The sequence below is a fragment of the Komarekiella delphini-convector SJRDD-AB1 genome (assembly GCF_014831675.1).
In the GTDB taxonomy this organism is placed as follows: Bacteria; Cyanobacteriota; Cyanobacteriia; order Cyanobacteriales; family Nostocaceae; genus Komarekiella.
In genome coordinates this window covers 16,189-37,403 of the sequence record NZ_VJXY01000026.1, presented here as the reverse complement: position 1 = coordinate 37,403, position 21,215 = coordinate 16,189, and the positions used below count along the sequence as shown (strand labels likewise).

Genomic DNA, 21,215 nt, shown 5'->3' with positions numbered 1-21,215 from the left:
CAGAAAGGGTGCAGGACTCCATAAATCAAATCGACGAAACTGGAAAAACGCTACAGATGATAGATACTGTAATGGACATTAACGATATCGAACGACAAGCCACTTCTGTTAGCTTACAGAAAAGTAAACTACACGCCGCGTCTACAGACTTCTCTTTAAGTTTCAGCATACCAGAAGTAGCCTTAGACGCAACAAATCAAGACTTAGAAATTGGAGTTGAAGAACCAGCAACAGAATTAATTAAAGCACTGGAGCAACTACAATATGAAATCGCGAAACGCCAAGAAGCTGAAGAAAAGTTACATCAAAAAACATTAGAGTTGGCAGCAATTTTACAAGGAATTCCCGATATATATTTACGCCTAAATACTGATGGAACTATCTTAGATTACAAGGCTGGAAAGACGCAGTGCTTGGATAATTTACCAGGATTTGTTTACGGTAAATCGCTGCTAGAATGTCTACCTATTTCTGTAGGAATACGCTTTCGGCAAGCAATAAATCAAGTACTGGATACTAAATCCTTAGTGAGTTTTAAATATACATTACCACTATCAAAAGATAACAGTAATTTTGAAGCTAGGTTATTACCTCTACAAGAGCAGCAAATCATAGTTCTCGTCCGCCATGTCAGCGACAGAATGCAACTAGCATTGATAGAAAATGATGTTAAGTTTCGCAGTATTGTAGAAAACGCTAATAACATTATTTTTGCACTAACACTTGAGGGAGTATTTTCCTATGTTTCTCCTAACTGGACTGACATCTTAGGACATGAGGTTATGGAGGTTGAAGGCAAATCCTTTATTCCCTTTGTGCATCCCGATGACGTGCCAATCTGTGCAGATTATTTCCAAAGAGTTTTGACAACAGGCGAAAAGCAAGACCCCATTGAATATCGGGTTAAACATAAAGATGGTGATTGGCGATGGCATACAAGTAACTCATCTACTATAAAAGATGCTAATGGTACTGCTTTGTACTTCGTTGGTATTTGTCATGACACTACTGATCGCAGACAAACGCAAGAGGTGTTGGCAGAGCGAGCACGATTAGCAGATTTTCGTGCCGATGTAGATGCTGCTCTTGCTCAGAGTCACACCTTACAGTGCATGATGCGCCGCTGTACTGAAGCTTTAGTCAAACATATTGATGCTGCGTTTGCTCGCCTCTGGATACTAAACAAACAAGAGAATGTATTAGAGTTGCAAGTCAGTTCTGGAATGTACACCCATATTGACGGGCCTCATAGACGCGTGCCAGTCGGACAATTCAAAATTGGTTTGATTGCTCAAGAAGGCAAACCCCACTTAACTAACTCTGTATTGACAGATCCGCGAGTGGGTAATCGAGAATGGGCACAGCGTGAGGGGATGGTTGCTTTTGCAGGCTATCCTCTAATTGTTGAAGGTGAGACTGTAGGGGTTATAGCTATGTTTTCCCGGCGAGCTGTAACAGAATCTACTTTCGTAGCCCTAGAATTTGCTGCTCAAGATATTGCCATTGGCATCAAACGTAAACAAGCCGAAAAAGCACTAATAGAAAGTGAGGAGCGCTTTCGCCATCTTGTGGAAACCACTAACGATGGAGTATGGGAATTAAATCGCCAAGGGATTTACACTTACATTAGCCAAAAAATCCGTGACATTTTGGGGTACGAGCCAAAAGAATTACTAGGTAAAACTCCCTTTGACTTGATGCCACCAGCAGAAGCGAGCCGAGTACAAAAAATTTTTCAAGATCTAAGCAATTCCAAACAGCCTTTAAGCAATCTCGAAAACAAAAATCTTCACAAGCACGGACAATTGGTTGTTCTAGAAACCAATGGAGTTCCTTTTTTTGATACGTCCGGTAATTACCTAGGTTATCGCGGCGTTTATCGAGACATCACCGATCGCAAACAAGCAGAGGAAGCTCTACAAGCTCTTGTAGCCGGAACAGCGGCAGTAACGGGCAAAGAATTTTTCTCTGCCTTAGTGCGTCATTTGGCAGATGCTCTGGGAGTCCGTTATGTCGTACTTGCAGAAAGAACCGACGAAGATCTGAGCAGGGCGAGAGTTTTATCATTCTGGGCTGATAACAAGCTCTTAGATACTTTCGAGTATGAACTAGCTAATACGCCTTGCGAAGTTGTGTTGCAAGAGGGGATGCGTTTTTACTCCTCTGGTGTACAGCAACTATTTTCCCAAGACAAGGACTTATTGGCACTCAACGCTGAAAGTTACTTGGGAGTGCCACTTGTGGATACATTCGGTATATCGATAGGTCATCTTTGCGTATTGGATACGAAGCCGATATTGCAAGAGGAACGCTGCAAAGCTATTGTCAGTATCTTTGCCGCTAGAGCCACAGCAGAACTACAGCGCCAACGCACAGAAACCGCTCTGCGAAAATCAGAAGCTAAATTTAGAGCGATCGCTCAGCGGGAAGCACTGCTTAACCGTCTGGCTAGTCAAATTCGAGCTTCTCTAGAACTCAATTACATTTTAGAAACCGCAGTGCAGGAAATCCGCAACTTATTCCAAATTGATCGTTGCGCTTTCTTTTGGTATCGACAAAACACTGAACTACCCTACTGGGAATGTGTATATGAAGCGAAAAATTCTACATTACCCAGTCTACTGAAAGCCCAAGCAACTCATGCAGGAGTTGAACTAATAGCCACAAAAACTTTAAACAGAGAAATCATCCGCATCGATGATGTTAACCAAGAAGGCGATGGCGAAACGCCCACCTCCGGTGAACGCATCGCACGACAATTTTTGCATGATTTTGGTTTCACCGCCTTTATATCATTGCCTGTACACACTCAATCAGGTGAAATTGGAGCATTTAGCTGTGGTTACTGTAGTGGCTTACGACCTTGGCTGGATAGTGAAGTTGAATTACTACAAGCAGTTACAGATCAACTGGCGATCGCAATTGACCAAGCCAAACTTTATACACAAAGTCGTATCGTTGCCCAAACTGCTCAAGAAAAAGCACAGCAGCTAGAAGCAGCTTTGCTAGAACTTCAACAAACCCAAGCTCAACTAATTCAAACTGAAAAAATGTCTAGTTTGGGACAGTTAGTGGCAGGTATTGCCCACGAAATCAACAATCCCGTCAATTTCATCTATGGCAATATCAACCACGCTAGTGAGCATGTCAAAGATTTGCTGCACTTGGTAGAACTTTATCAACGCTACTGCCCACCAGTACCAGAAATAAAACAAGAAATCCACACGATTGATTTAGATTTTCTTAGCCAAGATTTGCCCAAAATTCTAGATTCTATGAATATAGGAGCAGAACGTATTCGGCAGATTGTCCTATCTTTACGGAATTTCTCTCGTCTAGATGAAGATGGCATGAAGCGAGTAGATATCCATGAAGGCATTGATAGCACCCTGCTGCTGTTGCAAAGTCGCCTGAAAGCTAAACCAGAATTTCCCGAAATCCAAGTTATCCAAGAATACGGCGACTTGCCACAGGTAGTGTGTCACGCCGGACAGATGAATCAAGTATTTATGAATCTGTTGACAAATGCGATCGATGCTTTGGAAGAGTCATTTATCACTTGTACTGAGCGACTTGTGCCGAGCGGAGTCGAGGTAAGCCGAAGTATTGGTTATTTGTCATTAGAAAACAACTCTCAACAAGGGATAAAGGACATAGATACTGTTCAAGTTACTTCCCGTAGGTTAGGACAAATGAATTCTCCGCAAATTCGTATTAGCACCCTTGCCCAAGAAGAGTACGTAATAATCCGCATTGCGGATAATGGTCTAGGAATGACCGAAGAAGTTTGCAACCGACTATTTGACCCTTTCTTCACTACAAAACCTGTGGGCAAAGGCACTGGTATGGGATTATCAATTAGCTATCAAATTGTTGTCAAAAACCACCGTGGTCAACTCCAATGTATTTCAGCACCCGGCGAGGGAGCAGAGTTTGTAATTACAATTCCACTACAGCAACAACTCTCTTAAACTTGCACCATTCTCAATAGACCTCTTGCAAAAGTCCCTAGCACCCCACCCCCAACCCCTCCCCTTGCTAAGGCTACGGTGTACACACAAGTCTTTGAGAGTGGCCTCACAAGCTTTTGATCCCCCCAACCCCCCTTAAAAAAGGGGGCAAAAACTTCTCAAAGTCGTCCTTTTTAAGGAGGATTTAGGAGGATCTACAAGATTTTGGTTTGGTACAGAGATGTGTGTACACCGTAGCTTGCTAAGGGGAGGGGAGACAAAGCGTAGCTTTGGCAGGGTGGGGTTCTTATTTTTGATTTATGCAAGAGGTCTAATGAGTCAACTATCCCACCTGAAAATAAATTTTCGTACTAGTAGCTTAACTCCACGCTTAATAGACTCAAGCTTGATTCAGTCTTCTTTAGAAGACTTTTGCTATTAGCCTAGGAATGAATTCCTAGGCGGTTGTTGGAACTTAGTTTTTTCAAAAAAACAATTTAAATCGTGCTAGCTGGCTTTTGATCGCCCCTGTCAGCATTTTACTTAGTTCTTTACTGTCTTGGAATTGCAAAATTTGCTGCGTGGGTAAATCAAAGGGAAATTGCCCATCCAAGTTTGGGCGTTGCATTTGTACTAATAAAATTTGTTCAGAGCGTTTACTTTGGATGGCATAACCAATTTCAATACAAACATTCGGACTAGGAATCAGTTGCAGAGTTTCTTTGCCATCAATGCTAGTAATGGGTGTGATGTCTGCAATAAATAACAAGCTCTTACGAATTTTTCGCATCATGGTGCGGTTGAGCCGTAGAGGAGCATCACTAGGTCGATAGGATTCTACTAATGCTAAAGGGAGACGCGATCGCAAGTTTAAAGTTGCCAAACCTTTTTGCAGTTCTTCTCTGAGAACATCACTAGCTGCGGCATACTCAGTTTGATAGCACAAAAAAATTGTTGGTTCTAACTGAGCTAACACCGCTTGCTTGGTGAAATAAATTTCATGACTTATCAAGTCAATGTTAGCTACACAATAGCCACCGCTACCCTCAATATAAAATTCAATATTTTCTCCTTCCAGATAATGCCTAAACCAAGTTGATTTTTTAACTTCGTCACTTTCTTCTAAAAAGTCTGCTCGCAAACCTGTTTTTAGCAGACTTTTTTTACTTAGGCGAATATCTGGCTGGCGTTTTTCCAGTTCTGGAATCGGCTCATAATCCTGAAGATACCATGCTCTGAGCGCAATAATTGACATAAGGCGCTATTTCAAATGTAAGAATACTATTCAACTTCTGTATAAGCTTACACCCAGAGGAGGCCTAATCTTGGACTTCTCTTTAAACACAACAACACCCAAACCTCTACTAGCTTAATTATTTCCTCCCCTTGTTTATTCTAGCCAGGGATGTACTACCTTTCACCACTGTTGTAAACAAGTAATGAAAACCAGTAACAGCGCCCCCTAATTTTCTACATTTGAGGAAATAACAGTGTTCGCGTTGGGTGTTGCTGGGTTTTGACGAGACAGATTTAAATTAAACAGCGTTTTTTACCTCTTACTACATTTCATCATGCAGCTGTTGTATCTGCCAGGGAAGCTTTAGTTGCTTCAATTATTAAGTTAGCATTTGTAAATGGGATTGGTTTTTTTTTGCAACTAAACTTTACTTTGATGGAATCAGATATAAAATCAATCCTCCAGATATTAGTTGCTTTGTATTATTATAAAACTCCTTATTTTCCATTCAAGTCAATAGACCACAGTTTATAGATGGCTGATAAATCTTTATTTTGCTCTACTACAAATTTTATTAACAATCTTTTGGATGAGTTGAGCAAGTGCTCAGGTAATTTTTAAGTTTTGAAACTTAAATTTTGTCTTCATCCTTAAGGTAGAGACACGATTAATCGTCTATCTGCTGTTGACTCTGGCTAGAGGTTTGAGGGGAATCTCAATCCAGAACTCTGTACCTTTACCGGGTTCTGTGATGCACTCCATTACTCCGCCATGCTTTTCTACAATAATCTGGTAGCTAATTGCTAATCCCAATCCTGTACCCCGACCCACAGGCTTAGTAGTGAAAAACGGGTCAAAAATTAGCTTTTTCACCTCTTCCGTCATTCCAGGGCCATTGTCAGCAATGCGAACCAAGATCCGAAAGTTGTCTGCTGAAATTTTAGTAGAAATGCGAATAGTAGGAATTAGTGAGTAAGATAATTCTTTAGCTTTTTCTACTTTCCCACTCTCCAATTCTTCTCCTTCTTTATCCTGTATCAGAGCATCAATGGCATTACTGATAATGTTCATAAATACTTGATTCATCTGTCCGGCATAGCATTCTACTAGTGGCAATTCGCCATAGTCTTTAATTACTTCAATGCCAGGAAAATCAGCATTTGATTTCAGTCGATGCTGCAAAATTAGTAAAGTATTATCTATGCCTTCATGTAAATCAACGGGCTTGTATTCGGCTTCATCTAGGCGAGAAAAATTGCGTAACGACAGCACTATTGAGCGGATGCGATCAGCTCCTACTTGCATTGAATTCATAATTTTTGGTAAGTCTTGTACCAAAAATTCAAAATCGATCGCATCGATTGCTGAGCGAATTTCACCTTCAGGATGTGGATAGTGTAATTGGTAGAGGTGTAAAATTTCTAGTAGTTGTTCGGTATAGTCATTAGCGTGGCAAAGGTTGCCGTAAATAAAGTTAACAGGGTTGTTGATTTCGTGGGCAATACCTGCCACTAACTGTCCTAAGCTGGACATTTTTTCAGTATGAATTAACTTTGTCTGTGTTTCTTGGAGTTCAAACAAAGTACGCTCTAAGTGTGTGGTTTGAGTTCTGGCTTCAGCTTCCGCAGCACAAGTTTGTTCGTAGAGTTGTGCTTGCTGAATAGCGATCGCTGCTTGATCTGCTAGCTGTTGCAAAAAATCAATTTCCACATCTTGCCAATTTCTCGGAGCCTCACAGTGATGGGCGATGAGTAATCCCCATGCTTGCACACCTATGTTAATGGGGACAATTAAATTGGCTTGTACTTGCATACTTTGCAAAAACTCCTGATGACAAGCGCTCAAAGAAGCCGTTGACACGTTATTAATTGCCCGGACTCTGCCCTGAAAGTATAGACGAGTATACTCATCAGGAAAGCATTCTGGTAGCGCTTTGAACCCCAAAACTGATGGCCAGTTGCCGTTAATCTCTTCAACAATCACCGATGCACTTTCTAGTTGAAAAATTACCACCCGGTCTGAATTTAGTAATGGGCGGACTTGCTGCACAATGGTTTGCAGTGTAGTTTGCAAGTCTAATGTACTGCGGATCTGATCTGTGACTTGCTTGAGTACCTTGGTAAGCAGTAATGATTGTTCAAGTTCAGCAGTTTGCTCTTGCACCCGACGTTCTAAGTTGGCATTTAGCGCCTGTACCTGTTTGTACATTTGCTGCTGCTGAATTGTCATTGAGAATTGAAAGTACAAGGCTTGCGCCAGTGAGATTTCTTCCGGCTTCCACTCAGACGCTTGCCCCTTTTTTTGCTCTCGCCAAACTTCAAAAGAAAGCTTAGGTAGCATTTGTCGCCGATTCTCGTCACATTGTCCTGCCCAGAGGATTTCTGTGTCAAATTCAGAGCGGAAAATGCTCAACACACCAATAAATTTTTCGCGGTAATGTAGGGGAATCACCATGATTCCCCGAATTCGAGTCGGCTGGAATGCTAAAACCAAAACTCGCAAACGTGGGTCTTTATAAAGGTCGGTAATTGCCCAAACATTACCTGGTTTACACTCAGCTATCCAGTTTCGCCATACGGGATGTTGTTCGATGATACTGTTTTCTAATTCATAGGGTAGTATCGGCTGGATACCCGAAGTGTGCAGTTCTCCACTCTGTTCAATGTAAAGTCTGCCACTTACTCCGCCAAAGGCAGTAATAACTTCTTCTAATGCTTCTTGCAACTGGATTGTAGGCAATCTATGCAACAGTGTAGTCACTCGGTTGATAGTGGCTTCTAGCTCTTGCTTGGTACGGGCCTCAGTAAGTAAGTTACTTTGAGCGATCGCTATTGCTACTTGATCGGCAACTTGCTGCAATGCATTCAGTTCCCGCTTTAAAACCGTTCGTGGTTGACTGTGGTGGGATACTAACAATCCCCACAATTCAGGCTTTGCCGATTGTCCTTTGGGGTCGCGATGTAAAATGGGCACTACTACCGAAGACTGTACGCCCATTGTCTTCAAGTAGTGAATATGGCACGGGTCTACTTGCCGATATAGGATATTCTCAGTTTGCAAGCTTTCGCCAGTTTCTTGTGACTGTAGAGGTGATAGTCCGATCTTTCCGTTAGCTACATCCACAATTACACGTTGCCGCGCTGACACAAACATCTCTCTTGCTTCTTGAGGAATATCATGAGCGGGGAAGTTTAACCCTAATAAAGATGGTAGACGTTGCTCATGGATAGATTCGGCAATAACTTCACCGCTACCATCAGCAGCAAACCGATATACCTTCACTCGATCTGTACCCAAAAATGTCCGAACTTCAGCAACGGTAGTTGTTAATATATCTTGTAATTCAAGCGATCGCCTTATCTGTTTTGTCATCAGGTGCAGCAAAGTTTCTTGGTCTAAGCTTTGCTCCAACCCTTTTGGATTATCAGTAAATGTCATTGTTTATGTACACCACAACTGAAGTGTAATTTTTTTTATAATTGTCTTTAATAAGAATTTCTTATTTAGAATTCATTAATTTTCGAGTCTCAAGTTAAGAAAATCTTTATTTGTTGACTTATTAATCTTATATTCTCAATTTTGAAAACATTTCAGTAATATCACTCAAATTATTGTCTTCATTCTTGCCTTACATTAAAAATATTTTTTCTATTTTTATCACTTATTTCAGATGAATTAAGATTTATTGTGGTGAAATAAGCAATTATTTTTAATTTATTTAAAGCTTATTGTCTGGGGGAATGTCGTCATTCCCCACTTACTGCTATTTGATAATTTAATGTAGTTATTCAAACATGGTTATTCAGAAATGACAGACAAAAATTTTAACTTGCGGATTTCTTCACGCACACTCATAAGAATTTTACCGAGATGGTTGTCACCGGTTTTACTAGCACCACAGCCCCAGAAATAGTCAGTTGGAGAATTTTCCACCAAAATTTCATCTTCTGTAGTCAACAGAACTTCTCTAATCTCAGCATGAGTGAGAAACTTTTTAAGTACAGCTTCTCGCATAACTTGAGTTTTGACTAAATCCCAGTCTCGACGGCATTTGCGGGTACTACAACGACCCAAAGCAGCAGCCTCTTCTGGGGTCGCAGCGGCATGTATGAGGGGTATAATCACCTCATCCACACTGCCTACAAACTTTTGTGCTTGATAATAATGCTCAACTGTTGACCAGTAAGTCCCCTGGATGTGGATTCCGTGGGGAGAAAAGTTAGAAAAACAGCCATAAGGCTGCCAAACCTTATAAAAGTAAATGGTCATTTGAAAATTGCTCTTTATATATCAACTTCTATAATGCCCGTAGATGCTGACAGGAAATTCTCTACTTCAGATTGAATCATCGTACTTGCCTCAAGATAGAAGATATTGCTCCCAGAAGAGTTCTATTGTGATAAAAAAGCCTATCTATGAGGTTAATGATGGAGGCCAAGAGTGAAACTATTAACGGAAACACACCGCTAATTGCTGCTGGAATTGTTCTTGGTCTGGGTTTGGGAGGGTTTGTTGATGGTATTCTCTTGCATCAACTACTCCAATGGCATCACATGCTGAGCAACGTTAGACCTCTGACAACCACCGCAAATATAGATTTAAATATGTTGTGGGATGGGTTATTTCATGCCTTTGACTGGGTGATGGTTGTAGTAGGAATAATCTTGCTATGGCGAGCTGGAGGGCGTGATGATGTTGCCTGGTCATCACAGACCTTTGTTGGCTCGTTGTCGATTGGTTGGGGGTTGTTTAATTTGATTGAAGGTGTAATTGACCACCAGATTCTTGGCATCCACCATGTAAAACCAGGGCCGAATCAGTTAGCTTGGGATTTAGGATTTCTTTTATTCGGTGCGTTGCTTGTTGCGATCGGCTGGATAATGATCAAAAAAGATTCAGGAGTTAGGAGTTAGGAGACAGGAGTTAGGAGACAGGAGACAGGAGACATTAATTATTCTCTTCCTTACCCCTCTGCTCCTCTGCTCTCTCTCCTTAAAGTAGGAATTTGTGGCAATGAAGGCTATCAGTCAAACTAAACTCTGACTTGCGGGGAAATTACCCCCTTGGTTTTTCCTAATATTGCGGTTGAAATTGAGCAATTATTAGGAGGGTAAATCTTTTTACTCCTCTGCATCATATTTCCTACCCTAAATTAGAATCAAACTGGTTGAGGTTCTCTTTGAGAATAAAGGTGATCGCAATAGAGTGCCCAGGTAGCTCCAAATAAACCACTTAGAGAACCTGCGATCGCAGCCTTCACGCCCCATCCCATCGGCCCTATCCAGTCTGTAATTTCACTTACAACAGCTGTGGTGGTTTTAGCGACGATATAAGCTGTACCCGTGGCGGCAAGGGTTACTAAACCTAACTGTGCCAGTATATCTAAAATTCCCTGACTGGATAAATCTTCATGAAAATAGATTTTCCAGATAGTTGTGTACATAGCAATATCAGACGCAGTTAACACAATCTGTTTGGGAACTTCGATACCGGGGGTTGGTGTAGCTGAGGCAGTACCACTACCAACAGCATAAGTTGCGATCGCCAAAACAGTTTCTAATCTTCTTTTGTCTAGACTACTCACGTTTTTGTCTCCTGTAACTTTTCTTTTGCAGAAGCAGTATTTACTTGTAAGGTTTACATCAACATTATTAGCTTAGTTGCTTACCCGATTAGGCGATGTCACTTGAATATTCTCCACGATATCTTAAAAGTATCAGGAGTTAATGAACTCTGGAGACTATAATTATGAAAAAAATTATTACAGTTAGTCTAGTAGCTTTAGCCACCACTACTGGATTTGTACTTAACAATCAACCTGCTCAAGCTCACAGGCGTTACTATCACTATCGCCCATATTATACACGTCCATTAAACTACTGTTATCCCATTACTGAATGGCTTGTTGATGAAGATCCTGCCTATCATCCTCAAGCTTATGCTGATGGCTACCGCCAAGGGAAAAACAGCGCTAAAAAAGCACAGGCTTATAAACCGCGTACTGCTGGCGGTGAATTTAGTCGTGGTTTTGATGATGGTTATTATGGCAGAGAATTTGCAGGGCAGAAACAAATAGTTCCTAACATAGTTAAGCCATACTCTACAACACAATGCGGTTGGTTTTAACAGTTATCAGTAAACGGTAAACAGTAAACATAATTGGGTTTAAGGAGAACGACTAAGGGGGCGATCGCTTCCAACTGAACACTAATAACTCAAAGCCAATTAGTGGCAGATGCTATCTGGCAGGTTTAAATTTCCCAACTGTTTACTGTTTACTGTTCACTGTTTACTGATTTAATTCTTGACCTCACGAGCGTGCTGAGTCTTGAGTCTCCGAGGTTCAGATGTCTTTGACAAGCCGCCTACTCTCCGAGAGGCCCTTCGGGTGACGCTCGTTCCTCTCTACAAGACGCTACGCTATTACTAACGCTACGCACGCGGCTGCCTCATTGTTGTAGCAAGTGGCGTGAGACGCCTGCCGTAGGATGCCCGATCGCCTCCGGTCTGCTTGAGGAGAAGGGCTATAGGGCGATCAGAAACTCAGCACTTTAAATTATTTTAGAAATGTTTTGATCTTTAAACAATACTACAGTTAGATACTAAAGCCATCGTGATTAAATGATTCTAGATTAAGGATTCTCAGAATTAAAATTAAGATACAGCACACTTGTGAAGTTTTAGATATATTCTTTATGTCTCTTAATTTAAAAAACTAAAAACATAACATTTCTAACTATTATTATCTGTTGCATCCCATGACAATTAAACGGTCTTCTAAGGAATCTGAATCTAATTCCATTGCATCTCAACCATCCAATGAGGAGCAGCAGGATAATCAGAATGAATTATTTCCGATTGTTGCGATAGGAGCCTCAGCAGGTGGATTGGAGGCGTTCACACAATTGTTGAGCCATTTGCCTATTGATAGTGGCATGGCATTTGTGTTGATTCAGCACTTAAGCCCTAATCAAAAAAGTTTGTTGACGGAGATTCTTTCTAGGACAACCAAGATGCCTGTAATTGAAGTGCACGATGGCATGTCCGTGGAACGGAATCATGTCTACGTGATTCCGCCCAATACCAAGATGATCATTTCTCAAGGGGTGCTGAAACTGATGCCCCGCGAGAAATCTCATGGGATTAATATGACAGTTGATGCTTTCTTTTTTTCGTTAGCAGAGGAGCGGCGAAGCAGAGCGATCGCTGTTGTATTATCGGGAGGCGATTCCGATGGCACACGGGGAGTGGAAACAATCAAGGCTGCTGGCGGTATCACCTTTGCCCAGTGTGAAGACACAGCCAAAGTCAGTAGTATGCCGAACACTGCTGTAGCTTCTGGTTATGTAGACTTTATTCTACCTCCACAAGCGATCGCCCAGGAATTGGCAAAAATCAGTTGTCATCCCTACATCAAACGCCCAACCCCGTTAAAACTAGTTGAGGAACTGCTGGAAGGCGAAGATGCGATCGCCACAATCTTCCATCAGCTGCGGGATGCTACAGGAGTTGACTTTAACCACTACAATCAGACCATCCTAAGAAAGCGCATCTTGCGGCGAATGGTTTTATACAAGATCGAAAGGCTAGAAGATTACGTCCGGTATCTCCAGGAAAACCCGGAAGAAGTGAGCGCTTTGTATCAGGATTTGCTAGTCGCCCTTACATGTTTTTTCCGCGATCCCAAATCCTTTGAGGCTTTAAAGAGCAAAGTATTTCCAATTATTGCCAAGGCTCGAACGCCTGAGTCGCCGATCCGCATCTGGGTCGCGGGATGTTCAACGGGTGAGGAAGCTTACTCCATTACCATTTGCTTGCTGGAGTATCTAGAAGATCAGGGAATCTATCTCCCGATTAAGATTTTTGCTACGGATCTTAATGAGGTGGCGATCGAGAAAGCAAGGATTGGCATCTACAAGCCTAGTCAGCTAGCAGATGTCTCTCCAGAACGTCTAAAACGATTCTTTGTTCCGGTAGAAGGCGGTTATCAGATCAGCAAATCGGTGCGTGAGCTATGTATCTTTGCTAAGCAAAACTTGATCAGCGATCCACCCTTTTCCAAACTGGATCTAATTACTTGTCGAAATGTGCTAACTTACTTGGGATCTCATGTGCAGAAGAAGCTCCTGTCAATTTTCCACTATAGTCTTAATTCAACGGGCTTTCTAATGTTGGGCACTTCTGAAACAGTAAGTGATAATAACTTGTTTACTCTGGTGGGCAGAAAGTACAAGATTTATTCCCGGAAAATGTCAACTCAAAATAATTTTAGGTTGGGTTTCACTTTGTGAAACCCAACCTAAAAAATTTAATTTTTTGGGTTTAACATCAAGTGTATTGACTGAATCTAAACTTGGGGATTAGATGCTAGGGATTCTTGATTATTAGCTCTCTCGTCATCCTTTGGCTGTGAACTGAGTCGATCCAAAATATCTAAAACTTCGCGTTCAAAAGCAACTTGGGCGCGGTTAGTTTTACCACCAATATACAAGCGATCGCCTGTTTGTAATGCCCAAATTTGCGAGTGAGAAAAGTAACTCATCACCACACCCAGCATTAGCAAACCAAACCCAGTATAAACAATGGGTATGCCTGGATCAGCTTTAATTTGTAAGCCAGTGCTACCAATTACATCCAGAATTTTCAACGTTACGCCATTAACTTGGGTAGACATTCCAGTGCGGACAGTATCAACCAATTTACCAGTGGCATCGTAAATTAACACCATACCTTGCAAATCTTTGACTAACAAGGAGACACCTGCACTCAAATCTGGTTTAGTAGGAATCCAAGTTCCCCAAATTCGCCCTCTACCGTTAGTGTTCAATTGTGCAGTCGGTAGCTGAAAAATCGGGCTGTTATTAATGCGGACGCGAACAGCTGAAATTCCCCAATCTGTTTGATAGAAAGTTACGCCATGATAATGCAGAGGTTGGTTAACAAAAATTTTCTTGTGATCAACTTCCTGTCCTTGATTATTCAAGACAGACATATCTGAGTAAAATTGGTCAATGCCACCAGATGGAGTATAGTCAATCCAAAAACGATTGACTCGCACAGACCAATCTTTGGGCATTTGGGCTGCTGCTAAAGGCCCAGCATCGATAATATTTTTCACTTGAAATGTATCACCACTGGCGACCATTTCTTGGGCAAGAAATCCGGTCATCGCTCCCCAAATTCCGCCTAATAAAATAGCCACAATGCCCACATGAACAATGATGGGGCCGATACGTCCGATTATTCCCTTGCGGGCATAAAGAATATTGTCTTTTTCTTGGAAAATTTTATAGCGACGGTTTTGCAATATTGGACTTAGGGAATTGAGAGAACCACTATCTAATTCTGCACTCAAAGCTAACTTTTGAAATTGCCGTGGTTCTTCGTAATATTTCCAACGACGGGCGGCTTTTAAGGCTGGTAACTGGCGGGTAAAAGTGCAAGCAGTCAGGCTAGTGCCAAACAAAATGAGTAATGCTAGAAACCACCAGGTACGATATACATGGTCTAAGCCAACGACTTGGATCACCTTCCAAGTTAGGAAACCAAACAAGGCGGGATGTTCTGGGTAGTTAGCCTGGTAGAATGCGGGTGATTGTCCTTGTTCAATTACAGTACCGCTGATGCTGAAGAGGGCGATTAATAGTAGTAGGGCGATCGCTAATCGTAAATTTGTCAGTATCGGCAAAAACTCCTGCCGCAAGTATTGCCCAGGTATTGACCACCACTTTAATTCTTTGGACGCTGAATTTTCAATAGTCATTTTTATTAATTTGTGTATATAAATCCCTACGAGGAAATGAAACTAAAAACTGCCAAGGGGAATTCGAGAAATTAAGGAAAACACACCAAATCCTACCAACAGCGCCCCGCTAACTGGATTAATCCAACCAGACCAACGCCGCAATTCCAGCAGCTTTTTAATTGAAGCAGTGAAAGTACCTGCCAAAATCAATGGTGCTACATAACCTGCTGTGTAAGAAATTAATAAAACAGCACCTAAAATCAAATCTTGTGTATTCGCAATCCAACCCAGCAAGCTGGCTAAAACCGGTGTGCTACAAGGGGATGCAACTAAGCCGAAAGTCAATCCAATTGCATAAGAACGCACTCCCGGCGGTAAGTCTGGTGAAATCCAATTCGTTTCGCCTAAAGAGGGAAATTGCAGAGGTAATGCTTCTAGTAAGTTCAGCCCCATAAGAATGGCGATGATGCTGACGATAATCGGCAAACCAATTCCTACTTGACCATAGACTTTTCCGACGAAAGCTGCTAATATACCCAGCCCTGCCAAGGTGGTTGCTAATCCCAACGCAAACCACGTTGATTGGGCTGCTGCTTGCAGACGGCTTTTTGCTTCATAACCGCCGATGTAGCCAATAGTAATTGGCAGCATAGAAAGCATACAGGGTGTGAGACTGGTGAGCAAACCTGCTGCAAAGATGATGCCAATACTAAACAAACTCAGATGCGTCAGTTGATTAGAAACAAGAGCATTGGCAAATTGTTCAAGTTGGTAAAGTTGGTTTTGCAGAGTCTCCAGCATGGGTCTTTCTGAGCGGGAAATGCTTAATATGCTTGCATTCTAGCTTACTTTGCTCCTTTGGGTTTAAGCGATGAGGCAAAGCGAATAAGACAGACATCTTGCGTACTTAATCCATATGGATGACACTGGTGTTATCTTTTTTACCGTCTTCCTTCGACTAGCAACTTGGATTAATATATGCAAGAGCAAGACTTTTACCAAGCTGATCCATTAGCCCGCTGGCTAGTTGATAAATTCCATTTGACACCCATTAGTTTAGGGCTGCTCTCCGTCATAATTACATCTGGTTTTTACTTAACAGTAGCTTCAGTAAGTCAGACGTTGATACTGCACGGCGGTAGACACATAGGGTTACTGCAAGATTGGTTTGCCTGGGTGTGGATCAGTTTGCTCAATCCAGTAGTCTTTGGCTACTATCTGTGGTCAGTTAAGGCGATATATAAGCTAATTGAGTACCTCAAACAGTCAGATATTGTTAATGTTTCTGACATAGAAATTAACTCGGCATTGTCTCCATACAAAAAGCCGTGGCGTAAATTCTTGGCATTGGCAGCAGGAATAGCTTTCGGTATTTGGTATTTCTCCTTACAGCACAATGTTAAGAACTGGACAGGATCAGATGGAGGACTCCCAGCTTTGACAGGTGCAATTAATGCTGTTGTCATATTTTACGCAGCTACTATGTTAGTGCTGACCCTAATAACCAATGTTTGGGTAATGCATCAACTCCTTGGCAATAAGCAACTCAATATCAATCCACTGCATCCCGATCGCTGTGGTGGATTAAGTGTTTTGAGCCAATACTCTCTGAATACTGCTTATCTAGCTGCTATATTTGGCACGATGATTACCCTTAGTAATTATCAATTTATTACTCAAGGGATAGCACAGAAATACTGGTATTTTAATTTATTAATTCTGCTATATCTTCCTGTATCGTTAGTATGCTTTTTTGGGCCTCTTCTTGCCGCTCGTAAAGGCATGAAAAAAGCCAAAGAAGGATTAATAAGTGAAATTGCCAAGCAGTTTCAAGCAGATTATGTGCGTATTCACAAAAGTTTGGGTAACGATGTTGAAAGTTTGAAGAAACAAACTGGTAAGCTTCAAGAATTACGCTCTCTCTATACATTGACCAATGAATTTCCAGTGTGGCCTTTTGATGTCACAACCTTTCGTCAGTACTTGCTGTCTGTAATTACACCGCTCATTCCCATACTACTAAAGTTAGGAGAATACTTTTTTAAGAATCAGTTTAAGTAGTTTAGATTCAGTGCGATCGCATTCCTTGGTTATTGACTAAAAATGAATCGGCTATATAGAGACGTTGCAATGCAACGTCTCTACACGCATTTATATTACAACGTTTCTACACGTATTAAATTTGTACAAACAATATTTAATTGAAACTAATTTGATAGTTAAGAAAAAGAGATAAACTATTCCCGAACCTATACCCCGCAAAAAAGAATAATTTTCCTAAAACTCTTATCTAGTAATAGGTTCTTTCATTGAGTACATCTTTAATATTTATTGATAGATGAGAGATGGGTGATGAAATAATATATGCAGTGTTTGTTGAGAGTCAAATTAATAGCCAACAGTTGTCAAGGAAAATCATCACTTTAAATATTAAATTTTAAATTCTAATCTCGAAGGTGTAATACACTGACTTCCTGGCTCTGGCTATTTCTAATGCTGCTTTTCACAGGTTCTCTTTATTCAGTTGAGAAAACCAAGCGATGCCTAGGTTGGGCTACGCCTACGCTATAAGGTGAGACAGGAAGAAAATCATGAACAAAACCTTTGCAACTATCGACGGGAATGAAGCTGTTGCCCGTGTTGCTTACAAATTAAATGAGGTAATTGCCATTTATCCGATCACCCCCTCTTCAGCGATGGGTGAATGGGCAGATGCTTGGTCAGCTGAAGGTCGTCCCAATCTCTGGGGTACTATTCCCAGTGTTGTGCAAATGCAGAGCGAGGGTGGAGCCGCTGGTGCAGTGCATGGAGCATTGCAAACGGGTTCCCTGAGTACTACCTTCACGGCATCTCAGGGGTTATTGTTGATGATACCCAACTTCTACAAAATTGCTGGCGAACTTACCAGTGCTGTGGTTCATGTTGCAGCCCGCTCACTGGCTACCCATGCTTTATCAATTTTTGGTGATCACAGCGATGTGATGGCAGCCCGTGCTACTGGTTTTGCTTTGCTGTGTTCTGCCTCAGTGCAGGAAAGTCAAGACTTTGCCCTGATTGCCCATGCAGTCACCTTAGAGACGCGAGTGCCGTTTATGCACTTCTTTGATGGCTTCCGAACTTCACATGAAGTTCAAAAAGTCAAATTGCTCTCAGATAGCGACTTGCGATCGCTAATTCCTGATCAGCTAGTACTCGCCCACCGCGATCGCAGCCTGACCCCAGACCGGCCAACTTTGCGGGGTACAGCCCAAAATCCTGATGTTTATTTTCAAGGCCGTGAAGGCGCTAACCCTTACTACAACGCCTGTACCGAAATCGTCCAGCGGATCATGGATCAATTTGGCGATTGCACGGGAAGATATTACCAAATCTATGAATACTACGGGGCAGACGATGCCGATCGCGTCATCGTCATCATGGGTTCAGGTTGTGAAACAGTACACGAAACCGTCGATTATCTCAACGCCCGTGGTGAAAAAGTTGGTGTAGTGAAAGTGCGACTTTATCGCCCCTTTGATGTCCAAAGGTTTGTTGCAGCTTTGCCAACTAGTGTAAAAGCGATCGCTGTTCTTGACCGCACCAAAGAACCAGGTAGCGCCGGGGAGCCATTGTATTTAGATGTGGTGGCTGCTGTTCATGAGGCGTGGGGGGAGACGAGGGCAGGGGGAGCAGGGGAGGTAGGGGGAGCAGGGGAGGTAGGGGAGGTAGGGGGAGCAGGGGGAGAATTCCTAACTCTTAACTCCTTACTCAGCACTCCTAAAATCATTGGTGGTCGTTATGGGCTTTCTTCCAAAGAATTTACGCCGGCAATGGTAAAGGGCGTCTTTGACAGTCTTACCCAAGCGCAGCCGAAAAACCACTTTACTATTGGTATTAATGACGATGTTAGTCATACTTCCTTGAGCTTTGACTCTAACTTTTCTACTGAACCAGATAACGTTGTTCGGGCAATGTTCTACGGATTAGGTTCTGATGGTACAGTTGGTGCTAACAAAAACTCGATTAAGATTATTGGGGAAGAAACTGATAACTACGCCCAAGGTTATTTTGTCTACGACTCTAAGAAATCTGGCTCAATGACAGTTTCTCACCTACGCTTCGGGCCTGAGCCAATTCGCTCCACTTATCTAATTGACAAAGCCAACTTTATTGGTTGCCATCATTGGGGTTTTCTGGAACGCATAGATATTCTTAAAACTGCCGTGACTGGAGCAACTTTGCTGCTTAACAGTCCATACAATGCAGATAATGTCTGGGAAAATCTGCCGCTAAAAGTGCAGCAACAAATTATTGATAAACATCTGAAGTTATATGTTATCAATGCTAGCCAGGTTGCCCGCGAAAGTGGCATGGGTGGAAGAATTAATACCATTATGCAAGTATGCTTCTTCGCTTTAGCTGGTGTTTTGCCACAGGAAGAGGCGATCGCCAAAATCAAACAAGCGATTGACAAGACTTACGGCAAAAAAGGCGCAGAAGTTGTCCGTATGAATCTGCAAGCTGTTGATAACACCCTTGCTAACTTGGATAAGGTAGACATACCAAAAACCATCAATAATCAACAATCTACAACTATCAATCCCTTTCCCCTCAGCGCTCCAGAATTTGTCCGGGATGTCTTAGGTAAAATCATGTCTTGGGAAGGCGATGATTTACCTGTGAGTACCTTACCTGTAGATGGCATCTTTCCTAGTGGTACGGCCAAATGGGAAAAACGCAATGTGGCGGAAGAAATACCTGTGTGGGATGCAGATGTCTGCGTTCAATGTGGCAAGTGTGTTATGGTTTGCCCCCATAGTGCTATCCGCGCTAAGGCTTATCAAGCAAGTGAGTTAGTCAATGCACCACCAACCTTTAAGTCAACTGGTGCAAAAGATAAGGACTTTGCCAACCAAAAATTTACCATTCAGGTTGCCCCAGAAGACTGCACAGGCTGCACTATTTGTGTAAATATTTGCCCTGCCAAAAATAAAGCTGAGCCAATGCGTAAGGCGATTAACATGGCACAGCAATTACCTTTGCGGGAGCAAGAGCGGAAAAACTGGGACTTCTTCTTAAGTTTGCCCAATCCTGACCGACGACAGTTGAAACTGAATCAGATTCGCCAACAACAACTTCAAGAACCTTTGTTTGAATTCTCTGGTGCTTGTGCGGGTTGTGGTGAGACACCTTATTTAAAATTATTGACACAATTATTTGGCGATCGCTCCGTAATTGCCAACGCTACAGGTTGTTCCTCAATCTACGGTGGGAACCTCCCCACCACACCTTGGACGACAAACGCCGAAGGACGCGGCCCGGCGTGGTCAAATAACTTATTTGAAGATAATGCCGAATTCGGTTTTGGCTTCCGCCTCTCCTTAGATAAACAAGCTGAATTTGCAGCAGAACTGCTGCAACAATTGAGCGGTGAAATAGATGAGAAGCTTGTATATTCCATCCTCAACGCTGAACAAAAATCTGAGGCTGACATCTGGGAACAACGGGAAAGAGTCGCGCTGTTGCAGCAGAGGTTAAACAAAGTTGTGACTCTAAATCCCAATCTACAATCTAAAATTCAAAATCTCAAATCGATAGCTGACTACTTAGTAAAGAAAAGCGTCTGGATTGTCGGCGGTGACGGTTGGGCTTATGACATTGACTTTGGTGGTATCGATCATGTGCTGGCCAGTAGTCGCAATGTAAATATCTTAGTGATGGATACAGAAGTATATTCCAACACAGGCGGTCAATCTTCCAAAGCTACCCCACGAGCAGCAGTTGCTAAATATGCCGCCAGTGGCAAGCCTGCGCCCAAAAAAGACTTAGGCTTAATTGCTATGACCTACGGTAACGTCTACGTAGCGAGTGTAGCCCTTGGTGCTAGGGATGAACATACCCTAAAGGCGTTTTTAGAAGCAGAGGCTTACGATGGCCCGTCCTTAATCATTGCTTACAGCCATTGCATTGCTCACGGCATCAACATGACCACAGCGATGGAGCATCAGAAATCACTGGTAGAATCAGGTCGGTGGTTGCTGTATCGTCATAATCCTGAGTTGCAAAAACAGGGTAAAAATCCCTTGCAATTGGATATGCGATCGCCCACGCAGTCGGTAGAGAAATCAATGTACCAAGAAAACCGCTTCAAGATGCTCACCAAAAGCAAACCCGACCATGCCCAGCATTTGTTAGAACTGGCGCAAACTGAAGTAAACGCTCGTTGGCAAATGTATCAATATTTAGCAGAGCGTAAACCATCCCAGTGCTGAGTAGAGACGCGATTAATCGCGTCTGTACAAAA

General features: G+C 42.2%; 12 protein-coding genes and 1 pseudogene. 7 read left to right on the top strand and 6 right to left on the bottom strand.

Features of this window, described 5'->3' with window-relative positions; genetic code table 11:
- Window positions 1-56: 56 nt before the first annotated feature.
- Window positions 57-1,499 (top strand): annotated as a pseudogene (locus FNW02_RS40185) (PAS domain S-box protein); the annotation flags it as partial.
- On the top strand, window positions 1,497-3,971 hold the full coding sequence (locus FNW02_RS40180; protein ID WP_431356821.1) for a PAS domain S-box protein: 2,475 nt from the start codon (window positions 1,497-1,499) through the stop codon (window positions 3,969-3,971). The pseudogene FNW02_RS40185 and the gene FNW02_RS40180, both read left to right, overlap by 3 nt.
- A 463-nt stretch (window positions 3,972-4,434) precedes the next feature.
- On the opposite strand, the gene FNW02_RS21830 is transcribed toward FNW02_RS40180, so the two are convergent.
- The 3 genes from FNW02_RS21830 to FNW02_RS21820 all read right to left on the bottom strand — a co-directional run bounded on the left by FNW02_RS21830 (window position 4,435) and on the right by FNW02_RS21820 (window position 9,456).
- Window positions 4,435-5,205, bottom strand: coding sequence for a hypothetical protein (locus tag FNW02_RS21830; protein WP_191759599.1), 771 nt, complete (start codon window positions 5,203-5,205; stop codon window positions 4,435-4,437).
- A 657-nt stretch (window positions 5,206-5,862) separates the two neighbouring features.
- Complete coding sequence (locus tag FNW02_RS21825; RefSeq protein WP_191759598.1) at window positions 5,863-8,625, bottom strand: GAF domain-containing sensor histidine kinase; 2,763 nt, start codon at window positions 8,623-8,625, stop codon at window positions 5,863-5,865.
- A 360-nt stretch (window positions 8,626-8,985) separates the two neighbouring features.
- On the bottom strand, window positions 8,986-9,456 hold the full coding sequence (locus tag FNW02_RS21820; protein WP_191759597.1) for an NADAR family protein: 471 nt from the start codon (window positions 9,454-9,456) through the stop codon (window positions 8,986-8,988).
- 158 nt (window positions 9,457-9,614) lie between these two features.
- Between FNW02_RS21820 and FNW02_RS21815 the strand changes: the two genes are divergently transcribed.
- On the top strand, window positions 9,615-10,100 hold the full coding sequence (locus FNW02_RS21815; RefSeq protein ID WP_191759651.1) for a DUF2243 domain-containing protein: 486 nt from the start codon (window positions 9,615-9,617) through the stop codon (window positions 10,098-10,100).
- Between the two features lie 245 nt (window positions 10,101-10,345).
- Here FNW02_RS21815 and FNW02_RS21810 read toward each other — a convergent pair whose 3' ends face one another.
- A complete protein-coding gene (locus tag FNW02_RS21810) occupies window positions 10,346-10,771 on the bottom strand; it encodes a hypothetical protein (RefSeq protein WP_191759596.1) in 426 nt (141 codons plus the stop codon).
- Window positions 10,772-10,935: 164 nt separating this feature from the next.
- On the opposite strand from FNW02_RS21810, the gene FNW02_RS21805 reads away from it, so the two are divergent.
- Window positions 10,936-11,313, top strand: a complete 378-nt coding sequence (locus FNW02_RS21805; protein ID WP_191759595.1) for a hypothetical protein — start codon at window positions 10,936-10,938, stop codon at window positions 11,311-11,313.
- 632 nt (window positions 11,314-11,945) lie between these two features.
- Window positions 11,946-13,478, top strand: coding sequence for a chemotaxis protein CheB (locus tag FNW02_RS21800; RefSeq protein ID WP_191759594.1), 1,533 nt, complete (start codon window positions 11,946-11,948; stop codon window positions 13,476-13,478).
- Between the two features lie 56 nt (window positions 13,479-13,534).
- Here FNW02_RS21800 and FNW02_RS21795 read toward each other — a convergent pair whose 3' ends face one another.
- Both FNW02_RS21795 and FNW02_RS21790 read right to left on the bottom strand, forming a co-directional pair.
- Window positions 13,535-14,950 (bottom strand): cytochrome c biogenesis protein, encoded by a 1,416-nt coding sequence (locus FNW02_RS21795; RefSeq protein WP_191759593.1) that lies wholly within the window; start codon window positions 14,948-14,950, stop codon window positions 13,535-13,537.
- Between the two features lie 42 nt (window positions 14,951-14,992).
- Complete coding sequence (locus tag FNW02_RS21790) at window positions 14,993-15,733, bottom strand: cytochrome c biogenesis protein CcdA (protein ID WP_191759592.1); 741 nt, start codon at window positions 15,731-15,733, stop codon at window positions 14,993-14,995.
- 177 nt (window positions 15,734-15,910) lie between these two features.
- On the opposite strand from FNW02_RS21790, the gene FNW02_RS21785 reads away from it, so the two are divergent.
- Both FNW02_RS21785 and nifJ read left to right on the top strand, forming a co-directional pair.
- Window positions 15,911-16,993, top strand: coding sequence for a hypothetical protein (locus FNW02_RS21785; RefSeq protein ID WP_191759591.1), 1,083 nt, complete (start codon window positions 15,911-15,913; stop codon window positions 16,991-16,993).
- A gap of 530 nt (window positions 16,994-17,523) precedes the next feature.
- Complete coding sequence (gene nifJ / locus FNW02_RS21780; protein WP_191759590.1) at window positions 17,524-21,183, top strand: pyruvate:ferredoxin (flavodoxin) oxidoreductase; 3,660 nt, start codon at window positions 17,524-17,526, stop codon at window positions 21,181-21,183.
- Window positions 21,184-21,215 lie beyond the last annotated feature (32 nt).

Coding starts and splice junctions, on each gene's coding strand:
- FNW02_RS21785 (WP_191759591.1), top strand. CDS start 15,911: ATGCAAGAGCAAGACTTTTACCAAGCTGATCCATTAGCCCGCTGGCTA.
- FNW02_RS21805 (WP_191759595.1), top strand. CDS start 10,936: ATGAAAAAAATTATTACAGTTAGTCTAGTAGCTTTAGCCACCACTACT.
- nifJ (WP_191759590.1), top strand. CDS start 17,524: ATGAACAAAACCTTTGCAACTATCGACGGGAATGAAGCTGTTGCCCGT.
- FNW02_RS21820 (WP_191759597.1), bottom strand. CDS start 9,456: ATGACCATTTACTTTTATAAGGTTTGGCAGCCTTATGGCTGTTTTTCT.
- FNW02_RS21790 (WP_191759592.1), bottom strand. CDS start 15,733: ATGCTGGAGACTCTGCAAAACCAACTTTACCAACTTGAACAATTTGCC.
- FNW02_RS21830 (WP_191759599.1), bottom strand. CDS start 5,205: ATGTCAATTATTGCGCTCAGAGCATGGTATCTTCAGGATTATGAGCCG.
- FNW02_RS21795 (WP_191759593.1), bottom strand. CDS start 14,950: ATGACTATTGAAAATTCAGCGTCCAAAGAATTAAAGTGGTGGTCAATA.
- FNW02_RS21825 (WP_191759598.1), bottom strand. CDS start 8,625: ATGACATTTACTGATAATCCAAAAGGGTTGGAGCAAAGCTTAGACCAA.
- FNW02_RS21815 (WP_191759651.1), top strand. CDS start 9,615: ATGGAGGCCAAGAGTGAAACTATTAACGGAAACACACCGCTAATTGCT.
- FNW02_RS21800 (WP_191759594.1), top strand. CDS start 11,946: ATGACAATTAAACGGTCTTCTAAGGAATCTGAATCTAATTCCATTGCA.